Source organism: Streptomyces composti (assembly GCF_012034205.1).
GTDB classification, from domain to species: domain Bacteria; phylum Actinomycetota; class Actinomycetes; order Streptomycetales; family Streptomycetaceae; genus Streptomyces; species Streptomyces composti.
Genome location: NZ_JAATEM010000008.1, coordinates 36,156 through 54,138, shown reverse-complemented (window position 1 = coordinate 54,138; position 17,983 = coordinate 36,156). Strand labels below are relative to the sequence as shown.

25 protein-coding genes and 2 pseudogenes are annotated in these 17,983 nt (G+C 68.9%); 10 read left to right on the top strand and 17 right to left on the bottom strand.

Annotated features, from left to right (window positions below):
* From HCJ93_RS08350 to HCJ93_RS08310, 9 genes are read left to right on the top strand one after another with little or no spacing between them, the layout of a single operon-like run.
* Positions 1-327, top strand: coding sequence for a hypothetical protein (locus HCJ93_RS08350; protein WP_167992563.1), 327 nt, complete (start codon positions 1-3; stop codon positions 325-327).
* Positions 327-1,625 (top strand): hypothetical protein, encoded by a 1,299-nt coding sequence (locus HCJ93_RS29345; RefSeq protein ID WP_240967504.1) that lies wholly within the window; start codon positions 327-329, stop codon positions 1,623-1,625. Before HCJ93_RS08350 ends, HCJ93_RS29345 begins: the two co-directional genes overlap by 1 nt.
* A gap of 9 nt (positions 1,626-1,634) precedes the next feature.
* Positions 1,635-1,796 (top strand): hypothetical protein, encoded by a 162-nt coding sequence (locus HCJ93_RS08340; protein ID WP_167992561.1) that lies wholly within the window; start codon positions 1,635-1,637, stop codon positions 1,794-1,796.
* On the top strand, positions 1,796-2,089 hold the full coding sequence (locus HCJ93_RS08335; protein WP_167992560.1) for a hypothetical protein: 294 nt from the start codon (positions 1,796-1,798) through the stop codon (positions 2,087-2,089). Before HCJ93_RS08340 ends, HCJ93_RS08335 begins: the two co-directional genes overlap by 1 nt.
* Position 2,090: 1 nt before the next feature.
* The gene (locus tag HCJ93_RS08330) at positions 2,091-2,996 is read left to right on the top strand and encodes a phage adaptor protein (protein ID WP_167992558.1); all 906 of its coding nucleotides are present in this window, start codon (positions 2,091-2,093) and stop codon (positions 2,994-2,996) included.
* Positions 2,996-4,201 (top strand): hypothetical protein, encoded by a 1,206-nt coding sequence (locus HCJ93_RS08325; protein ID WP_167992557.1) that lies wholly within the window; start codon positions 2,996-2,998, stop codon positions 4,199-4,201. The genes HCJ93_RS08330 and HCJ93_RS08325 overlap by 1 nt, the downstream gene beginning before the upstream one ends.
* Complete coding sequence (locus HCJ93_RS08320; protein ID WP_167992556.1) at positions 4,202-6,121, top strand: hypothetical protein; 1,920 nt, start codon at positions 4,202-4,204, stop codon at positions 6,119-6,121.
* Complete coding sequence (locus HCJ93_RS08315) at positions 6,121-6,363, top strand: peptidoglycan-binding domain-containing protein (RefSeq protein WP_167992555.1); 243 nt, start codon at positions 6,121-6,123, stop codon at positions 6,361-6,363. Before HCJ93_RS08320 ends, HCJ93_RS08315 begins: the two co-directional genes overlap by 1 nt.
* Positions 6,360-6,617, top strand: coding sequence for a hypothetical protein (locus HCJ93_RS08310; RefSeq protein WP_167992554.1), 258 nt, complete (start codon positions 6,360-6,362; stop codon positions 6,615-6,617). The genes HCJ93_RS08315 and HCJ93_RS08310 overlap by 4 nt, the downstream gene beginning before the upstream one ends.
* A gap of 164 nt (positions 6,618-6,781) precedes the next feature.
* Here the strand turns inward: HCJ93_RS08310 and HCJ93_RS08305 are convergent, their stop codons facing one another.
* From HCJ93_RS08305 to HCJ93_RS08225, 17 genes and pseudogenes are all read right to left on the bottom strand, one after another.
* A complete protein-coding gene (locus tag HCJ93_RS08305) occupies positions 6,782-6,985 on the bottom strand; it encodes a hypothetical protein (RefSeq protein ID WP_167992553.1) in 204 nt (67 codons plus the stop codon).
* The gene (locus HCJ93_RS08300) at positions 6,978-7,298 is read right to left on the bottom strand and encodes a hypothetical protein (protein WP_167992552.1); all 321 of its coding nucleotides are present in this window, start codon (positions 7,296-7,298) and stop codon (positions 6,978-6,980) included. The genes HCJ93_RS08305 and HCJ93_RS08300 overlap by 8 nt, the downstream gene beginning before the upstream one ends.
* A complete protein-coding gene (locus HCJ93_RS08295) occupies positions 7,276-7,449 on the bottom strand; it encodes a hypothetical protein (RefSeq protein ID WP_167992551.1) in 174 nt (57 codons plus the stop codon). Before HCJ93_RS08295 ends, HCJ93_RS08300 begins: the two co-directional genes overlap by 23 nt.
* 343 nt (positions 7,450-7,792) lie before the next feature.
* On the bottom strand, positions 7,793-8,431 hold the full coding sequence (locus HCJ93_RS08290) for a toprim domain-containing protein (RefSeq protein ID WP_240967503.1): 639 nt from the start codon (positions 8,429-8,431) through the stop codon (positions 7,793-7,795).
* 34 nt (positions 8,432-8,465) lie between these two features.
* A pseudogene (locus tag HCJ93_RS30110) lies at positions 8,466-8,528 on the bottom strand (CHC2 zinc finger domain-containing protein); the annotation flags it as partial.
* Positions 8,529-8,632: 104 nt separating this feature from the next.
* The gene (locus tag HCJ93_RS08280) at positions 8,633-9,043 is read right to left on the bottom strand and encodes a hypothetical protein (protein WP_167992547.1); all 411 of its coding nucleotides are present in this window, start codon (positions 9,041-9,043) and stop codon (positions 8,633-8,635) included.
* Positions 9,040-9,234 carry a hypothetical protein gene (locus HCJ93_RS08275; protein WP_167992545.1) on the bottom strand — a complete coding sequence of 65 codons (195 nt, stop codon included), beginning with the start codon at positions 9,232-9,234 and terminating at the stop codon, positions 9,040-9,042. The genes HCJ93_RS08280 and HCJ93_RS08275 overlap by 4 nt, the downstream gene beginning before the upstream one ends.
* Positions 9,203-9,595 (bottom strand): SLOG family protein, encoded by a 393-nt coding sequence (locus tag HCJ93_RS08270; RefSeq protein ID WP_167992544.1) that lies wholly within the window; start codon positions 9,593-9,595, stop codon positions 9,203-9,205. The genes HCJ93_RS08275 and HCJ93_RS08270 overlap by 32 nt, the downstream gene beginning before the upstream one ends.
* A gap of 136 nt (positions 9,596-9,731) precedes the next feature.
* On the bottom strand, positions 9,732-10,514 hold the full coding sequence (locus HCJ93_RS08265; protein WP_206317127.1) for a phosphoadenosine phosphosulfate reductase domain-containing protein: 783 nt from the start codon (positions 10,512-10,514) through the stop codon (positions 9,732-9,734).
* A complete protein-coding gene (locus HCJ93_RS08260; protein ID WP_167992542.1) occupies positions 10,511-11,227 on the bottom strand; it encodes a P-loop NTPase family protein in 717 nt (238 codons plus the stop codon). The genes HCJ93_RS08265 and HCJ93_RS08260 overlap by 4 nt, the downstream gene beginning before the upstream one ends.
* A gap of 120 nt (positions 11,228-11,347) precedes the next feature.
* On the bottom strand, positions 11,348-11,977 hold the full coding sequence (locus HCJ93_RS08255; protein WP_167992540.1) for a hypothetical protein: 630 nt from the start codon (positions 11,975-11,977) through the stop codon (positions 11,348-11,350).
* On the bottom strand, positions 11,974-13,110 hold the full coding sequence (locus HCJ93_RS08250) for a DNA cytosine methyltransferase (RefSeq protein WP_167992539.1): 1,137 nt from the start codon (positions 13,108-13,110) through the stop codon (positions 11,974-11,976). Before HCJ93_RS08250 ends, HCJ93_RS08255 begins: the two co-directional genes overlap by 4 nt.
* A gap of 74 nt (positions 13,111-13,184) precedes the next feature.
* Complete coding sequence (locus HCJ93_RS08245) at positions 13,185-13,358, bottom strand: hypothetical protein (RefSeq protein WP_167992537.1); 174 nt, start codon at positions 13,356-13,358, stop codon at positions 13,185-13,187.
* Positions 13,359-13,367: 9 nt separating this feature from the next.
* A complete protein-coding gene (locus HCJ93_RS08240; protein WP_167992535.1) occupies positions 13,368-14,234 on the bottom strand; it encodes a RecB family exonuclease in 867 nt (288 codons plus the stop codon).
* On the bottom strand, positions 14,218-14,952 hold the full coding sequence (locus HCJ93_RS08235; protein WP_167992533.1) for a WhiB family transcriptional regulator: 735 nt from the start codon (positions 14,950-14,952) through the stop codon (positions 14,218-14,220). Before HCJ93_RS08235 ends, HCJ93_RS08240 begins: the two co-directional genes overlap by 17 nt.
* 210 nt (positions 14,953-15,162) lie before the next feature.
* Positions 15,163-15,432 (bottom strand): hypothetical protein, encoded by a 270-nt coding sequence (locus tag HCJ93_RS08230; RefSeq protein ID WP_167992531.1) that lies wholly within the window; start codon positions 15,430-15,432, stop codon positions 15,163-15,165.
* A 61-nt stretch (positions 15,433-15,493) separates the two neighbouring features.
* Positions 15,494-16,870, bottom strand: a pseudogene (locus tag HCJ93_RS08225) (AMP-binding protein); the annotation flags it as partial.
* Between the two features lie 162 nt (positions 16,871-17,032).
* Here HCJ93_RS08225 and HCJ93_RS08220 point away from each other — a divergent pair.
* A complete protein-coding gene (locus HCJ93_RS08220) occupies positions 17,033-17,866 on the top strand; it encodes a helix-turn-helix domain-containing protein (RefSeq protein ID WP_167992804.1) in 834 nt (277 codons plus the stop codon).
* Positions 17,867-17,983 lie beyond the last annotated feature (117 nt).

The window sequence follows — 17,983 nt, the reverse complement described above, 5'->3', positions numbered from 1 at the left end:
ATGGCTACCTGGACGTTCCGGCCCCCCACAGTCGATGAGGGGCCGGCGTCCTGGGACGACCCGCTTTTCCTGCGCGTCAAGTTGGCCCGCGGCATCTCGATCCAGGAGCTGCCGCAGGGCACGTATCGCGCCCTGCGGTTCCCCACCCAGGACGAGATCGCCGCTGCGGTCACCTTCTACATGGGTGGCCATGAGTACGAGGTGGACGACGCCACGAAGACGGCGCTGATCAACGCCGGTGTGGGCGTCACCTCAGCCAACTTCTCCTTGCCTGCCGGCACCTACGGGGCCGGCGGCTACGGCGACGGGCCGTACGGAGGCGTGTGATGGTCACGAAGCCGGAACTCGGGTCCGAGGGGTGGGGAGAAGTCCTCAACGCCGCCCTGGACGAGCTTCAGGCGGCCGTGGACGCCAAGCTGCCGCTCACGGGCGGCACCTTGAGTGATGCCCTGGCCGTCCAGGGCCCCCTGGCCGTCACCGGGACGCTCACGGCGGACGACGCCCTCACGGTCAGCGGGGCCGTGGCCACGTTCGCGGGCCTCACCAGCACCCGCGCCAGCGCCAATGACACGGCGCTGGCCACGCGGGTGTCCGGGGACAGCGTGGACCGCCTCCAGGTCCAGGCGGACGGCGATCTGTTCTTCTCCAGCGGTTCGGCGAGCGCGGACACCTCGCTGCGCCGCGCCTCCACGGCACAGCTACGCATCACACCGACCGCGAATGCGGCGGCGTCCAGCTCTGTCGGCGGCGCTCTGAACGTCACCAACACGTCCAGCACCGGCGCGGGCATCGTCGTCTACTCCGAACAGGCGGCCCCGAGCGGCCACCTGATCGTGAGCCGGGTGAATTCCGCGACGTTCAATCAGGCGGCGATCTACGCGGAGTACACCGGCACCTCGCATGCGGTCTCGATCAACCACCAGGGCACGGGCTCCGCCAGCTCCGCCCTGAACGTGGCGAGCAACAACACCGCCCACAGTGCGCTGGGCGTGAGCGGCCAGGAGACCGGCCGCGGCACCATCAAGGTCACGCACACCGGCACCGGGACGGACGCCAACGCGTCCGCCCTGTCCATCGACCTGGCAGGCACCGGCACGGCCGCCCAGGGAATCTTCCTCACCTCCACCTCGGGCGGCACCACGGGCCCGCTGCTGCACCTGCGCAACGGCGGCACGGGCGCCCTGGTCGAAGTGGCCGCCAACGGCCACCTGAAGTTCGGCTCGGGCACCGGCGCCACCGATGCCGAGATGTACCGCAGCGGCGCGGGCGCCATCGAAACGCCCGGCTTCTTCGCCATGGGCTCGGGCCAGTCCGGTGGCCAGTTCTCCATCTTCGGCAACCAGCCCAACGCCCTGCGCCTGGGCACCGGCAATGCCGGTATCGCCATCTCCGAGGGCGGCACGGCACCCCGCATGGGCGTGGCCACACTCACGGCCGGAACGGTCACCGTGAACAACACCTCCGTGACGGCGAATACGAGGATCTTCCTCACATGCCAGACCCCGGGCGGCACGCCCGGATTCCTGCGGGTGTCGGCACGCACCGCCGGCGCCGGCTTCACCATCACCTCCAGCTCCGGCACCGACACGTCCACCGTCGGCTGGCTGCTGCTGGAACCCGCGTAAGGAGCGGTCATGGCCGGATACGGCTACAGCCAGGAATACGAGAAGGTCTGCCCCAAGGGCGACGGCGGCACCAGCACCGTGACCAACCAGGACGAGCGGATGATCCTGGAGGCCACCACGCAGGGCTGCGCCGTGCGTGCCGAGGGCATGCAGGAGCCGGGACGCCACTGATGTGCCGCACCGGCTGCCCGACCCAGGACCACCGCACGTGGGGCGAGTGCGCCCGTGCGGCGAATCTGCGTGTGGCGTACTGCGGCATCGGCGGAGGCGACGCCACCGAACAGAAGAAGTGGGACCAGGAGCTGGCCATGTACCGCTCTGCGCGGGCGCAGGGCATTCAGCCCGACGGCACCAAGGCCCACCAGATCGAGGCCGCCCTGCGGGCCTCGGACGCCGCCGGCGCGGCCTACGGCCGCGACTTCTCGGCGGCTGCTCCCCTGCCCGCCGGAGTAGAGGCGATGTGAGATGACCACCTTCGATCAGCTCGTCAACGAGGTGCGCCAGCAGCTTCTGGGCTACTCCATGAACCAGGAGTCGGTCAGTGAGCTGGCCGTGGCCATGTCGGACACGGACACCACTTTCACGTGCGATCCCGGCACGGTGCAGAACCTCTCCCGCGGCCTGGTGGAGATCGACGACGAACTGATCCTGGTCAAGGCGTACGACGCCCAGTCGGGCGTGGTCTCCGTGATGGGCCTGGGCAACGGGCGCGGCTACGAGGGCACCACACCGGCCGCGCACGACCAGCACGCCATAGTGACCTCCAACCCCGCCTTCCCCAGGGCGAGGATCAAGAAGGCGATCAATGACACGATCCGGGGCCTGTACCCGGATCTGGTCGTCTTCGACTCCACGGAGATCACCAAATTGGCCCCGGTGGTCGAATACGAGCTGCCCGCGGACGTGGACGACGTCTGGTACCTGGTCGGCCAGACCATCGGCCCGTCCCAGGCCGCCACGCCCATGCCGAACTGGCGCTACAACCCCGAGGCGCGCACCTCCGTGTTCCCGTCGGGCAAGTCCATTCAGATCTTCGACTTCGTCACCCCGGGCCAGCCGATCAAGGTGGTGTACGTCAAGCAGCCCTCCACACTGTCCGCGGGCACGGACGACTTCACCCTGACCGGCTATCCCGAGCGGTGCACGGACCTGGTGGTCTACGGCGCGTGCAAGCGCCTGGTCCCGGCCCTTGAGGCCGCACGGCTCCAGCTCCAGTCCGTGGAGACCACCGAGCGGGCCCCGCTCGTGCCGCCCACCAGCGCCACGAAGACAGCGCAGCTCTTCGCCTCGCTGTACGCGGAGCGCCTGGAGCAGGAGAAGGCGATCCAGCGCGCGGAGATCCCCAACTACGCCTACTTCCAGGGGTCGTGATGGCCAACGCCTACAACTACTCGAACACGGCGATCCAGACGACGCTGACCGGCAGCATCTCCGGCGCGGCCACGACCATGACCGTGGACGCCACCACCGGTTTCCCCGGCTCCACGCCGTACGTCCTGGCCGTGGACTACGGGGCGGCCACGGAGGAGCTGGTGAAGGTCACCGGCGTGGCCGGGACCTCGCTGACCATCGAACGCGGTTTCGGCGGCACCTCCGCCCAGAGCCACAGTCTCGGGGCCGTGGTGCGGCATGTGGTCAACGCCGTGGACCTGACGGACTTCCGCACCCATGAGGCCGCCACGACGGACGTGCACGGCGTCACCGGCGCCCTGGTGGGCGCCACGTCCACGCAGACACTGACGAACAAGACGCTCACCGCCCCGGTGATCAACGGTGCCGCCCTCAGCGGCACCCTCTCCGGCACGCCCACGTTCTCCGGCGCGGTGTCCCTGTCCGGGGGCGGCGCTCTGACGGGCACCTTCACGGGCTCGCCCACCTTCTCCGGGAACCCCACGTTCTCCGGCAACCCCACCTTCTCGGCGAACACCACGTTCTCCGGCACCACCACGTCCATGACGGTGACCGGCGAAATCGTGCACCAGAACCTGTTCCGCGGCACCCGCACCGTGGCCACTGACTCGCAGTGGGAGACCCGGCAGGCCGGCGACTCCGCCGCCCGCATGTTCATCCAGGCCGACGGCCGCCACTGGTGGGGCTCCGGCGCCGGAACGGTGGACACCAACCTGTACAGGGCCGGCGCCAACGTGCTGCGCACCGATGACGACTTCTACGTCAACGGCGGCCTGACCGTGGTGGGCGGGCCCACCTGGACCACCTACACCCCCACCGTCGGCAACGCCGGCGGCGCCACCTACAGCAACAGGGCCGGCTACTACTGGAAGATCGGCAAGCTCGTCTTCCTGACCATCTACATCTCGGTCTCCGGAGCGGGCTCCGGCACTGACACGCTCACCATCTCCGCCCCGAGCAACATCGACCGCAGCATCCGCCAGGTGATGCCGGTGAACATCGAGGGGCCGACGCCGGCCGTCGGCGCGGCCACCCTGATGACGTTCCTGGGCGGCTCCGGCAACGTCTTCGACCGCATCCGCCTGTACGACGGCGGCAGCATGGACGGCTCCGACCTGCAAGTGGGCACCCTGATCACCATTCAGGGCTGGTACCGGGAGGAGTAGATGGCCGGCATCGTCAGCCGTATACCGTTCGCCCTCTCCGGGCGGACGACGGCCGCGGCCACGACCTTCGGCCTGGACGGGGTGCAGTACCACTTCGCGCTGGGCGGCATGCCCTGGCTGTCGGCCATCAACGACGAACGCCGCATGACCCGCTCCGGCGCGCCGGTGCGCAAGGAGCAGGTGGACCAGCAGACCATCCCTGGTGAGCAGTCTCTTGCGTCCTGGTGGCTGCGCTCTCAGTCGTCGTTCATCGGCGGCGCCGGCGTCCTGTACCAGGACCCGTCCAACGACAACCAGTACGCCATCCGTTTCCACGAGTCGGTGGGCGTCAACCCGTGGGTGAACGGCCGCCTGACGCTGCTGCGCACCACGGCGCTGCGCGTGGCCGACGGCACCGCCAACCCCCACCACGTGGTGGGCTGGAACGACGGCACGGACCGCTTCTGGTCGGCCGTAGGCACCGCCCTGAAGAGCGATGACGGCACGACCACCACGACGATCACGTGGGGCGGAGCGAACACCATCCGCTCCCTGACGAGCGACGGCACGAACTACTACGCGGCCGATGACGTCGGGATCTACTCCGGCGCGGGCAACAGCGCCGGGGCGAAGCTGTGGGACACCGGCTCGGTGAACGTGGTCATCGCGTGGGTGAAGGGCCGCCTGATGGCGGCCATCGACAACAAGGTGTACGAGCTGGTGGGCGGGACTCCGCCCGCCCTGCCCACGGCGAAGTTCACGCACCTCAACCCTGCCTTCACCTTCACCTGCTTTGCCGAGGGCACCAACGCCATCTACGCGGCCGGGAACGCCGGCAGCCAGGGCGAGATCCTGAAGTTCGGCCTGGACACCTCCGGCTCGGTACCCACGCTGTCCTCCGGCGGCATCCTTGCCGCCCAGCTCCCCCGCGGGGAGATCGTGCACGCCCTGACCACCTACCTGGGCGCGTTCGTCGGCATCGGCACCAACCGCGGCTTCCGCGTGGGCCAGATAGACGACAACGGTGACATCCAGTACGGGCCGCTGCTGATCGAGAACAGCAGCGGTGTCAAGGCCATCGCGGCCTACGATCGATTCTTCTTCGTCGCCGCGACGAACGGCATCGAGGGCAGCTCGGGCCTGTACCGGGTGGACCTGGGCCAGCCTCTCCAGGGCGGGGACATCTCCCCCTCGGTGCGCTTCGCCTACGCCACGGACCTGCAAGCGCATGTCGCGGGCGAGGTCACCGGCGTGACCAACTTCGGCAACAGTGACCGCATGGTCCTGGCCGTGGCCGGCCAGGGCGCCTATCTCGAGTCCGCCTCCACGCTCGAGCCCTCCGGCTACCTGACCACGGGCCGGGTCCGCTTCAACACGCTCGAACCGAAGATCTTCAAGTTCGCCACCGTGCGCACGCCCAGCCCCCTGTGGGGCTCTGTGGGCGTGGCGGTGCTCGATCCGGGCGGTGGCGAGACCTCGATCCTTACCGTGTCGCAGGGCGGCTCCACGACGATCGAGAACGTGGTCATGCCCGCCCCGTCGTCGGCCACGGAGTGGGTGCAGCTCAAGCTGACGCTCATGCGCTCGGGCACCGACACCACCAAGGGTGGTGAGGTCAACGCCTGGCAGCTCAAGGCCATGCCCGGCGCCGTGCGCCAGCGCATCATCACCGTGCCCCTGGCCTGCTGGGACTTCGAGACCACGCAGTCCGGCCAGCGCGTCGGCTACGAGGGGCGCACCTTTGACCGCCTGGCGGCCTTTGAGCAGATCTTCGCCCGCGGTGACGCGGTGGCCTGGCAGGACTTGCGCAACGGCACATCGGACCTGGTGGTCATCGACGACTACCGGTTCGAGCAGGCGGCTCAGCCGGGCGCGAACCAGTCCGTGTACGGCGGGGTGTTGTGGGTGGAGCTTCGGACGATCGCGGACGTGGTGGTGTGATGACGAACTGGCCCCCTGACCGGGTGATCATCGCCCCCGCCAACGAGGGCGAGAGAGAGGCCGTGAGGACCGCACAGCGGGCTCTGAACCTCGATGTGACCGGGGCGATGGACGACGCCACGAAAGCGGCTCTGCGGGGCGTGCAGAAGCTCTTCCGCCTCCCGGTGACAGGCGTCCTGGACAGGGCCACGGCCGAGGTCCTGGACAGGCTGAAGCACCCGTCTTTGAGGGAGGACGAATGAGCGACCGACTGATGCAGGTGATCGTCTTCGCCATCTGCGTGGCCGGCTATGTGGGCCTCGCCATCGGCGGCGAGCCGACGGCCGAATACGTGACCCTGATCGGCCCTGTGCTGGCCGTGGTGATCCTCCAGGGCCGCCTGGGCAAGCAGGACGAAGTCCTGCACGAGATCCACGAGAACACCAACGGTGTACTGACCAAGCGCATCGAGGAAGCCGTACGCAAGGCGGTCGGGAAGGGATCAGTCACGGACTGACCCATCTGTCAGTGGCGTCCGGTATCGTCGAAGACGGCAGCAGTTGCCCGCAAGGTCCCCTGCGGGCAAACAAAAGAGCCCACCCCCGAAGGGGTGGGCTCTTTGCTGTCCCGAGGAGAGGTGCCCGGGTGATGAAGCCGGGAGGCCGGGACGGCCTCCACATGCTACGCCGGGCGGGTGACGTCCTCGACGGCCACGGACACCTGCCGCTGGTAGCGGCGCAGCCTGGTGGCCGTGCAGCGGATGACGAAGACCTCGCTCTCTCCGTCCTCGATCAGGGCACGGGCCGCCCTGTCGGCCTGCTCCAGGTTGGGATACTCCTTCGCCGTCCTGTCCGGATCGGTGATGAAGAACTCGCGGTCAGCCATTGTCCTGTTCCTCCGACGGCATCAGCTCCCACTCGCCCTTGCGGTCCTCGGGCAGCTCCGGCGGCACCATGGCCGCCCACCCGTTGCCCGGTGGCGCCGGGTGGGCCATCTTGGTCATCTCCAGGGCCAGGCCCGGCGTGCGCTCCGGCAGGGGCGCCTTGGGGCCCTGGCTCTCGATGAAGGCCACAATCTGCTTCATCTTGGACATCAGCTCGTCCTGCGTGTCCTCCGGCCGCAGGGTCCAGATGGCCTCCATCGTCTCGTCCGCCCAACTGAAGCGGACGGCTCCCTTACTGGTCAGCCTCAGCGGCATGGCTCTCCTCACTGATGATCGGCAGCACCTTGACGATCCCGGAGACCGGGCCCCAGTGGTGCTGGATGACCAGGGCCCCGTCCACGGCCGTCACCGTGGCGTCACCGGGGACGGCGAGCTGGTACAGGTGGCCCTGCACGGAGTAGTTCACGGCGAACGGTGGCCGCCTCGGCGGCTGGGGCGGGGGCGGTTCCGACGGGGCGCTGTCCTCCGGTGCCTCCCCTTCCTCCTCCGGCGTCAGCGGGGGCTCTCCCGGGCCGTAGGCCCGCTGCACGCAGCTACCGCTGTACGTGTGCCCCTCGGAGCAAGCCGGGGGACACTGGGGCTCTTTGGTGCGCGGGTCACCGCATGCTTCGTCCGGCCCGCACGTGCAGGGCTTGGTCCGGGGGTCGTCCTGGTGGTATTGCGTGCAGGCGCACGACGGATGCGAGCAGTGCGTATCCTGCGAGCCCTCCCGCTCATGGCGGAAGCGGATGTGCCCGCAGATGCAGCGGTCATCCTTCGATGAGTCGTCGGAGCCCACCGGCTCCCTCCTTTACGTACAGAGCATTGGCGTCCATGCCTCGCGGGAAGCGCAATGGACGGGCCTTGACCTCGCGGGACAGAAGGCTGTTGAACTTGGACCCCGCCTTGTCGCCGTCCCCGGCGCTGTAGATGACCTCGAAGTCCTCCAGGCAGCGGGCGAAATGCTTCTGCCAGGCGTCCACGCCGGGCACGCCCACGGCCGGGATGCCGGCCAGAGAGAAGGACATGGCGTCGATCTCGCCCTCACACACGACGATGAAGGGCGAGTCCTTCTTCAGATCCAGGACGTTGTAGAGGTTGGTCCCCGCCCCGTCGGCGGACAGGTACTTGGGGCAGTCCACGGCCTTGCAGTCGTGCGGCTGGAGGCAGCGGAAACGCATGTTCACGACCCCCGCAGGGGTCAGGTACGGGATCGCCAGGCGTCCCTGGTACTGCTCATGGCCGACCAGCGGGCGCCTCACGACGCCCAGGCGGAACGTATCGAGTGCGCCGCCCAGCCCCCGGCTCGTCAGATAGCCCTGGGCGGCGGTATCGGCCGCGAGATCGGCTCGGTAGGTCGTGGCCGCCTGCTCGAAGAATCTCCTCTGCTCGGCGGAGAGCGTCTGCAAAGTCGCACCCCTCCATCAACTTGACGAGCTTTACGGCGTCGCCCGAGGCGCCGCAGGCGAAGCAGTGGAACAGGCCCTTCTGCACGGAGACGGACATGGAGGCCCGGCGCTCGCCGTGGACGGGGCAGCACACCATCTCGTTGCCCCACCGCCCCTCATGGAGGTCTACGCCGTAGTGGGCGAGGATCGGCGCAAGCGGCATCAGTACCCGTTGGCCTTCAAGAGCGTGGCGGCGAGCAGAAGATCCATACGCACCCATACACACCCGTCCTTCGTCACGGCCTGCTCTCCGCCCCAGCGGAGCACGGAAGGGATCTGATCCGCGGGAACGTACGCGTCCCACTGGCCGACGGCCTTGTACGCCCGCTTCACCACCAGCACGCAGGCGGACACGCCGGCGTTGGCCAACTCCGCGTACGTCTCGCGCTGCCACTTGGCCAGCTCCAGGCGGCTGGCCGCCTTCACCTCCACGACCACGCCGGGTATCCCGGCGACGTCGCCCTTGTCCTTGTTGCCGGACAGGGCCCGCCGCTCAGCGGCGGGCCACCAGATCTTCAGAAAGTTCACAACCTCGCGCTCGGCGGCCGTGCCCTTCTTCTTGGACGCGGTCATGCACACCGCTCCAGATGCCTCAACGCCCCTTGCAGAGCCGTGGCGTGCGAGACGCAGGGGTAGCTGTTGTACGGCGTGGACGCCGGACGCCAGACACAGGGGTGCTCCCAGTACCACCAGACGCCCTGCTTGTAGATCCGGACCTTGGCCAGCGGCAGGTCATGCGGCAGGCCCGTGTGTGTGTCGGTCATGGACGAACTCCTGCACCGGGATGCCCGCTTCGCGGGCCAGTTCCATCGTCATCTGTGTCCCGCTGCCGCCGGGCAGCGGGAACGCCAGCACAAGGTCAGCACCCTTGCTGACCATCTCCTTGTTGCGGATAGGCCCGGCCTTCTTGCCGTACTGCTCCCAGTCGGCCGGATAGCGGACCTCGATGCAGCCGAGGTCTTCGCCGGCCGTCTCGTACCAGTGGTGGGCGGCAGCGTCCGCGCCGGTGGCGCAGGCGCCGTGCACGAGCACGAACGGGCCGTGCTGTAGGTAGAGCTTGTTCAGCTCGTGGGCGACCCTCACCGGGTCCGGCCACGCACGACTTCCGGTGACAATGACACGCATCGGAAGTCCTCCTCGATCATGTCGCAGCCCCGCCGTTTGCAGCGGCGGGACCTGTACTCGTAGACCCCCATCTCGCCGTCCGGGCATTCCTCGTACTCGGTGCTCCACTCGCTCCAGCGGTGGAAGTAGCGGCAGGTCATGCGGCCTCCGTGAAGCATCCGCACCCGCCGATGTCGTCGGCGTCCACATCGGCCTCCTGGGCCTCGATGCGTTCCCTGAACGCCTTGAGAGTCAACGGCTTGAGCGTTCCGCCCCGGCGATCTCGCAGGATCGAGACGTCCTTGCCGAGCTTCTGGCGCAGTCGCTCCTCTCGCGCTTCCGCGTAGGCGTAGCGCTCAGGGAAGACCTTCAGGAGATGGGCCCACTGGCCCTGCCCCGCTCTGACGCAGGCTCCCCCGCAATTCGCATGGCTGAAGCCAAGGTCATACATCCTGGTGGGCTCCAGGCCAGCCCTGCGGGCCTCCTCGATCCAGAAGTCTTTGTCTCGGTAGGGCGGTTCAGTCAATGGATACTCAACAGGCCAGGGCGCCCAGCCAGCCCGGTTCGCCGGGATGCGGTGGGTCTCTGTCCAGTCAATGCCGATGTAAAGGGTGGCGTCCTCCGGAGTGGTGTTGTCGGCGACCCAGCGTCGTGCGGGTGCCTGCTTGAGCAGCTTCGAGCAGGGGGCCAGGCGGGTGTTCCCTAGATAGCGTTCGTCTTCAAAGACGTCCCAGGGGTCCCGCTCCCGCGGATCTGCCACGCGTACGACCTGGCCGCCCAGCTTGGCGGCGGCCTCCTCGTTGAAGCGGTAGAGGTCTTCGTCTTCCGCGTTGGTGTCCGCAAACAAGAACGTCACGGCATCTGGGCCGTGACGTTCAACGATGATGCGGGCCGTTGCCCACGATGTGATCCCGCCGGACCACATGACTATGTGTCTCAACCCCAGTCCTCCTCTCCTGCGCTCCAGCCCCCGTAGGCGGGGGTCTGGGGCACGTAGTCCCCGACGTAGGACGTCTCCGCGTTCAGCGTCATGGGGATACGGATCTCGGCATCCGCCGATGCCTTGGCGTGTCGGTTCTTCACCGGCGCGGCGTACAGGCCGCCTGAGTTGTCCATGCCGACGGTGACGATCAGCTCGGGAATGGCGGCGACCTTGCCATGGATGTCCGAACGGCGCGGACACGGCCGCTTGGTGTTCGGCGAGTCGGAGCAGTGGTGCACCAGCCACAGATGCGTCCCGGTCTCCCGGGCAATGACCTTCGCCTGGCGCATCAGGTCCCGCAGAGACGCCCACTCGTCCCCGGCGTCGTGCCCGACGTCGGAGGCAATGTCGATCACCGTCTGGTCCGGGTAGCGCCCCTCCGTCTCGTGGTAGGCGTACAGCCCCAGCCAGATGTCATCCATGGTCGGATCGGGACGGAAGTCCCAGCGGATGAAGTCGTACTGAGCCAGCAGCCGGGCGCACTTGTCCGGCTCCGTCCTCAGCCACTCCTCGGTGACCGACGTCGGCGTACCCGTCGCCCTCGCCAGCAGGCGAGAGCTGATCGTGTCCTGATCGGAGTCCGTGGAGAACGCGAGCGTGGACACGCCCATGTTGACCACGGCGTTGAGCATGATCCGTGTCTTGTGGGTGCCGGGGACCCCGGCGAGCATCGACACCGACGCCCGCCGGGGCCGTATCCCGTGCGCTGCCCACGAAGCGAAAGCGGGCGGCAACGGCTCCTTGCCGCTGGCCGCCCGCTTCACCGACCGTGAGAGCGTGAGCACGGGACCCTACGCAGGCACGGGGTTGAACTGGCTGAAGGCGCCCGCGTACTGCGGGTCCACGTACCAGCTCTTGTCCGCCTTGTTGAACGACACCTGCCCGCCCTCGGACGGGCGGCCCTTGCGCAGTTGGTACTGCGCCACGATGCCGTCAAAGGTGCTCTTCTGCTTGAACGGGACGTTCAGCCGGTACCAGCCGGCCTGAGAGAACTCAGCCGCGTTGTTGTGCGCCGCCGGAGCGGGCGGCGGAGGAGGGGGCACCGGCGGGCCCTGGTAGCCCGGCGCCTGCGGCACGCTCACGTTCGGCCCGAACGGGGGCGGCGTGGGCGCCTGCGGGGCCGCCGGCGGGCCCTGGACGGGCGTGGCTCCCAGACCGTTCCCGAGGGCCGCACCGGCCTTGAACGCGGACCACGCGCGGCCGATGGCCGCGCCCACGGCGGCGTCCTCCAGTTCCTCGGAGGCCGCCTTGATCTCCTCCCCAGTGTTCGCCCGGATCACCAGCATCGGGCCCTGGGCGTTCATCGAGATGGTGTAGCGGTGGTTGTGGGGGTTCGCCGGAAACTCCGGGTAGGTGGCCTGCGGCTCGTCCCAGCCCTCGGCCTCAACATCAACATCAACAGAGTCAGGGGTGTCGGTCACACGGCCTCTTTCATCAGGTTGAAGATGTGCTCGTACGCCACGTACGCCTGCTGCGGCATGGCGCCGTTGCCGATCTTGTGGAGTTGCTGGGCCCGATCCAGGCCCGGGACCCCGGTGACATGGCCGGGTACGCCCATCAGCCACTCAGCAAAAGGGGCCGCCAATCGGCGGCCTCCTCGGGGTCCAATCTCTGTGGGAGCGGGGGCGGGAACCCCGCTCAGTTTTTCCCATCTACGGATAGCGGGCAGGTACTCCCCCCACCATTCGGCAGGTGAGTAACTGCCGTCCGAAGGTTCATCCCGCCCTTCCGGTTCGGGCTCGTCCCCGGCCCTCCCCTCCCGTCCGCCGCCGTGGGCGTGGGGAAGAAGGAAGGAGACTTCGTCGTCAAGGGTCGGTCCGTGCCCCCCCCTCGCCTCTTGTCCGGGTGCTGCGCTGCCCCGTTCGTCCCGAGCTGGGCCGTAGGGGTCTTCAGCAGCAGGACGACTTCCCCCAGCGGGCGGCCCCTGGTGCCCAGCGTCAGCGTCCCGGGCTTCCAGTCTCGGGCGATCGGGGTCGGCAGAAGGTTGACCACCATCCCCGGCAGAGCGTCGTACTTCCCCTTGCTGCTGCGTTGGTTCGGCCCTCCATGGGGGCCGTCGGACGCCTTCGGCGTGGGGAACGGCAATACCGAACCACCGGTAGCGGATGTGGGCGGCTCCCACGTCGGAAGCTCGAAGAGTCGTCCACCAGAGGTCATACCCGACGCTGGCCAGGTCTTCAGCGACGACGTCGAGGCCCCGCGAGCGGATCGCCGCAACGTTCTCCAGGAACGCGTAGCGAGGTCGAATATCGCGTACGGCCCGGCAGACGTCTTTCCAGATCTTGGACTTGCTGCCATTGATCCCCTCTCTGCCTCCGGCGTTGGAGATGTCCTGACAACTGAAGCCGGCGGTGATGATGTCCACCTCGCCGGCCAGTTGCGTGAAGTCGTACGTGGTGATGTCCCCGAGGTTGGGCACCTCGGGCCAGTGGTGCGCGAGCACAAGAGAGGCCGCTTCGTCGTTCTCCGCGACGTAAGCGACCTTGTCACCGGTCAGGGCCTCCACGGCCATGTCCAGCCCTCCATAGCCCGTGCAGAGGCTAAGAATCGGCATCGTCCTCCCGAGGCTCGTTGCGGATGCAGTCGGGCTCGTGGCCGCACTGCTCGCAGCAGGCGCCACAGTCACAGTCAGGCAGCACGCTTCGTACGCCCGCGGCAGTGGCCCAGGTGCACCACCAGGGCCCCGCCCCCGTTGGGCAGCGCACGGCCGCAGCCCATGGGGCACATGCCGGTGGTGCGCTGCACGCCGCGCTTCTTCAGCTCTGCGGCCATGGCCTTGTCCTTGGCACTCCTGTCGGCCATGAGTCCTCCTCAGAAGGGAATGGGGTAGCCCGGCGACGCCGGGTCGTAGAGGTGGGCCAGCGGCCCGTTCTGGGCGTGGCAGGCGGCCTTCACGTCGCACAGGAAGCAGTCCGAGGTGTCGGCCGGGAAGTTCCCGGCAGCCATGTAGCCCTGGATCTGCCGCCACGCCTCGCCGTAGACGGCGCCCACGGCCTGAGGCGTCACGCCGGACAGGTCGAAGGGCGCGCCGAGCGTGCCCCTGCGGTTCATGAAGGCCGCGCCCAGGTCCGCCTGGACGTCGTACTTGGCCTTCAGCAGGGCCGCGTACGTCTCGAACTGGGCCGGCGTCTTGGGCGGCCTCTTGCTCGTCTTCAGATCGACGATCACGAGCCGCTTGAGCACCGGGTCCCAGAAGACCCGGTCAAGGTACGCCTTGATCTCGACGTCGCAGCCGGGCAGCTTGCCCGACACATCCAGCTCGATGGCGGGGAACCCGTCGGGTGTCGTCCAGATCTCCCACGGGCTACGCTCGCGCCAGTCCACGTACGCCTGCACGAATTGCAGGCCCATGCGGCGCCAGACCTCGATGGGCTCGGTGGCGGCCTGGCGCCACAGATTCTCGTTCTCCTCCCTTTCTCGGGCCTCGGCCAACTGCGAGTCGAAGAAGGCGTTCCAGACCTCTTCGGCCTGGAAGTCCTCCAGCATTCCCGCGAAGGCCAGAAGGTCGTAGTTCTCGGTCGCCTCATGCACCGCGGACCCCCCTGCCAGCCACAGGGCGGGCGTCTGCGGGGCTTTCGCCACGCGGGTCAGGAAGTACTGCTTGGCGCAGCGCTCCAGGGCCTCACGGGACGAATGAGAGATGTGGTCGGGCAACCTCAGCTCAGGCGGTGAGGTCATGATCGTCCGGCCTTTCGGCGTAGTTGAGAATGACCACCGCCTGCGGGCGGTACAGGTGCACGTCGTCCTTGCGGAACCACTTGTGCACCTGACCCCGGCCGCTGAAGACGGTGAGATTGATCCATTGGCCGTCCGGTGTTTCGCCCCGGTACCAGCCGTCGGCGATGAGCCCGTGATTGCGGACCCATGCGTGGCGTCGTCCGGGGCGCTCGGGGAAATCCGGCTTGGCCGGCTCCGGCTCGGGAAGGTCAAGGTCGATGATGTCGGCCTTGGCCGCCTTCTCCTTCTCCTCGGCCAGGCGGTCCTTCCAGAGGGCGTAGAGGGTCTGTGCGGCCGATTCCGGCATCCCGGTCCGGGTCTGGATCGCCCGCCAGCCCATGCCCAGCTCCTTGCGCAGGAAGTAGATCTCTTTCGCCCAGGCGAGGCGCCGTTCCTCCGGCCATCGGACGATGGACCGGTTCATCACCTTCCGAATGCGCCAGCGCTCGTAGGGATCACGCCCGCCGTACACGCCGTATTCCTCACCGAGCGTGTCTCGCTGGCACTCGGCGAGCACCGGGCACATGGCACAGATTTCCTTGGCCTGGTCCCAGAGCTTCTGGACGTTCTCCGCCGGGCGGCGATGGGGCATGCCGCCCTCGGCGAAGAAGAGGGCGCGGTCTTCCCAGCGGCAGATGCCGCGGTGCGCCCATCGGCGGTGCGGGTCATAGAGCACCATCACCATCCCCGCACGCGCAGATAGAGGGCTGCGGCCAGAAGGCCGATGCCCGACCCGACGACGCCGGAGGCCACCGACCACCCGAATGAGGTCAGGTGGCTCTTCCACGAATTCACTCTGTGCTTCACCACCAGTGCGGCACCCCTGACATGACGAAGGCCGCCGTGAAGGCGGCCACGATGATCACTTTCTGAAGGCGGGTGAGGACGATCACGAGTCATCGCCCGCTTCCGTGGGCGAGGCAGGGGTAGGGCCTGCCGCACCAGCAGTGTCCGTTCTGCACGGCTCCTCCTTTCTCTCTCCGTGCGCAAGCTCCAGCTCGCGGCGTAGCCGCTCGTTCTCCCGGAGCACGCGGTAGCCGGCCCGGCTCCTGCCCCTGTCGAAGCCCCGCTTGAAGGCGGCCTCGATGTGGGGCATGGCAGCGTCGAACGCCTCGCCCAGATCCGCCCGCAGGGCGGCCTTCCAGTCCGGTTCGGACACGGTTCCTCCCACGACAAAGGCCCCCGACTCGCGGGGGCCTCGGTGTTTGTGCAGGTCAGGCGGCTAGTTCCAATCGGAAAGAAATTGCACCTGGTGCAGACGCCTTGAACACGTCGTCGGCGCGCCCCACATAGGTGATGTAGCCGTCGGCGTCGCGGGAGCCGATGTCGCCGGTGCGGTAGTAGCCGCCGGCCATCGCCTCCGCGGTGCGCTCGGGGTCGCCGTGGTAGCCGGTCATCAGGCCCACCGGGCGCTGGGACAGGTCGATGGCGATCTCGCCCTCGTGGGCTCCGGGCGCGCCGGAGACGGGGTCGAGCAGCTCGATGCGGTAGCCGGGGCTGGGGCGGCCCATGGAGCCGGTCTTGAGGACCTGGCCGGGGCTGTTGGAGACCTGCACGGCGGTCTCGGTCTGCCCGAAGCCGTCCCGGATGGTCACGCCCCAGGCCCGCCGCACCTGCTCGATGACCTCGGGGTTGAGCGGTTCGCCCGCGGCGACGACCTCCCGGGGCGGGGTGCTCAGCTGGGTGAGGTCGGCCTGGATGAGCATGCGCCACACGGTCGGCGGGGCGCAGAAGGTGGTGACGCCGGCCTTGTCCATCTCGGCCATCAGGCGGGCCGCGTCGAAGCGGGTGTAGTTGTGCAGGAAGACGGTCGCCTCGGCGTTCCACGGGGCGAAGAGATTGGACCAGGCGTGCTTGGCCCAGCCGGGCGAGGAGATGTTGAGGTGCACGTCGCCGGGCCTCAGGCCGATCCAGTACATCGTCGCGAGATGGCCGATCGGGTACGACACATGCGTGTGCTCGACGAGTTTCGGCCGCGCGGTGGTGCCCGAGGTGAAGTACAGCATCAGCGGGTCGTCGGCGAGGGTCGGCCCGTCCGGCGCGAAGTGCTCGGCGGAGCCGTAGGCGTCGGCGTACGGCAGCCAGCCGTCGCCGGCCCCCTCGCCCACGGCGACGCGGGTGTAGTCGCCGGGCACCTGGTCGAACTTGGCGGTGTCGGCGGCGCGCACGATCACATGCCGGACCCGGCCCCGGTCGACGCGGTCCCTGAGGTCGGCGGGACCGAGCAGCGGGGTGGCCGGGATGACGACGGCGCGCAGCTTCATCGCGGCGAGAGCGGTCTCCCACAGCTCCGCCTGGTTGCCGAGCATCACCAGGACCCGGTCCTCGGCGGTCACCCCCTGGTCGCGCAGCCAGTTGGCGACCTGGTCGGAGCGGCGGGCGAGGTCGGCGAAGGACAGCCGGGTCCGGCTGCCGTCCTCCTCGACGAGGTGGAGCGCCGTGCGGTCGTTGCCGTCGGCGATCACGTCGAACCAGTCCAGCGCCCAGTTGAACCGTTCCGGCCGGGGCCAGCGGAACTGCTCGTAGGCCGTGGCGTAGTCCTCCCGGTGTTCCAGCAGGAAGTCCCTGGCCCTGCGGAACTCCTCCGTCGCCGTCATGTGTCCTCCTTCGGTCCCGGACTCTCCCCGGCCTGTCCCGGAGCCTTGCCGAGCGGCTCGCCGCCATCGTGTAATCCGTGATGCAGGTCTCACTACCCCCGAAAGGGGGGGTGCGCCCGCAGGAAGCCGCGGTGGAGGGGCGAACAGGTGACAGCTGACCGGATGACGGCGGTCGACGGTGCGGCCGAGATCCGCGGTGCGCTCGCCAGGCTGCGGCGTACGACCGGCCTGCCGGTGGCCTTCGGCGGCCTGGTGGAGCCCGGACGGCAGCAGGTGCGCATCAGCGAGCTCAGCGGCACGGCCACGCCCGCGCTGAGCTCGCTCGCGGTGACCGCGGGCAACGGCCTGGGCGGCAAGGCGCTGGCGCTGGCCCGCCCGTGCGCGGTGACCGACTACTCGTCGTCCCGGCAGATCAGCCACGAGTACGACGGCCCCGTCTCCGCCGAGGGCCTGCGCGCGGTGGTGGCCGTCCCGGTGGTGGTGCGGCGGCGGGTGCGGGGCGTGCTCTACGGGGCGCTGCGCGCGGCGCAGCCGCTCGGCGACCGGGTGCTGGGGCTGGCCGTGCAGGCAGCGCGGGACGTGGAGCAGGCGCTGGTGGTGCGGGAGGAGGCCGGTGAGCTGCTGGCGGCGGCCCGCCCGCAGCCGGGGCCGGACTCGGCGTCCGGGGCCGCCTGGGAGCAGGTGCGGGAGGCGCACGCGGCGCTGCGGGCGCTCGCCCCGCGGATCGCGGACCCGGCGCTGCGGGCCGAGCTGCTGCAGGCCTGCTCCCTGCTGACGGCCGGGCCGGACCCCGCGGCGCCGGTGCGGCTGGCGCCGCGCGAGCTGGACGTGCTGGCCTGTGTGGCGGCCGGCGCGACCAATGCGGCGGCCGCACGGCAGTTGGGCGTGACGGCCGAAACCGTCAAGGCGTATCTGCGCTCCGCGATGCGGAAGCTGGGCGCCCGCACCCGCGGCCAGGCCGTCGTGGCGGCCCGCCGGGCCGGGTGGTTGCCGTAGGTTTGCGGCGATTTCCGTCCGCGATCGTTGCACGGTCGTGATTACCGCCGACGAGCGTTTTGGATTTACCGTTGCGGCGGCCGCTGTTATTTCCCTCACGAGACCGTCCGTCCGAAA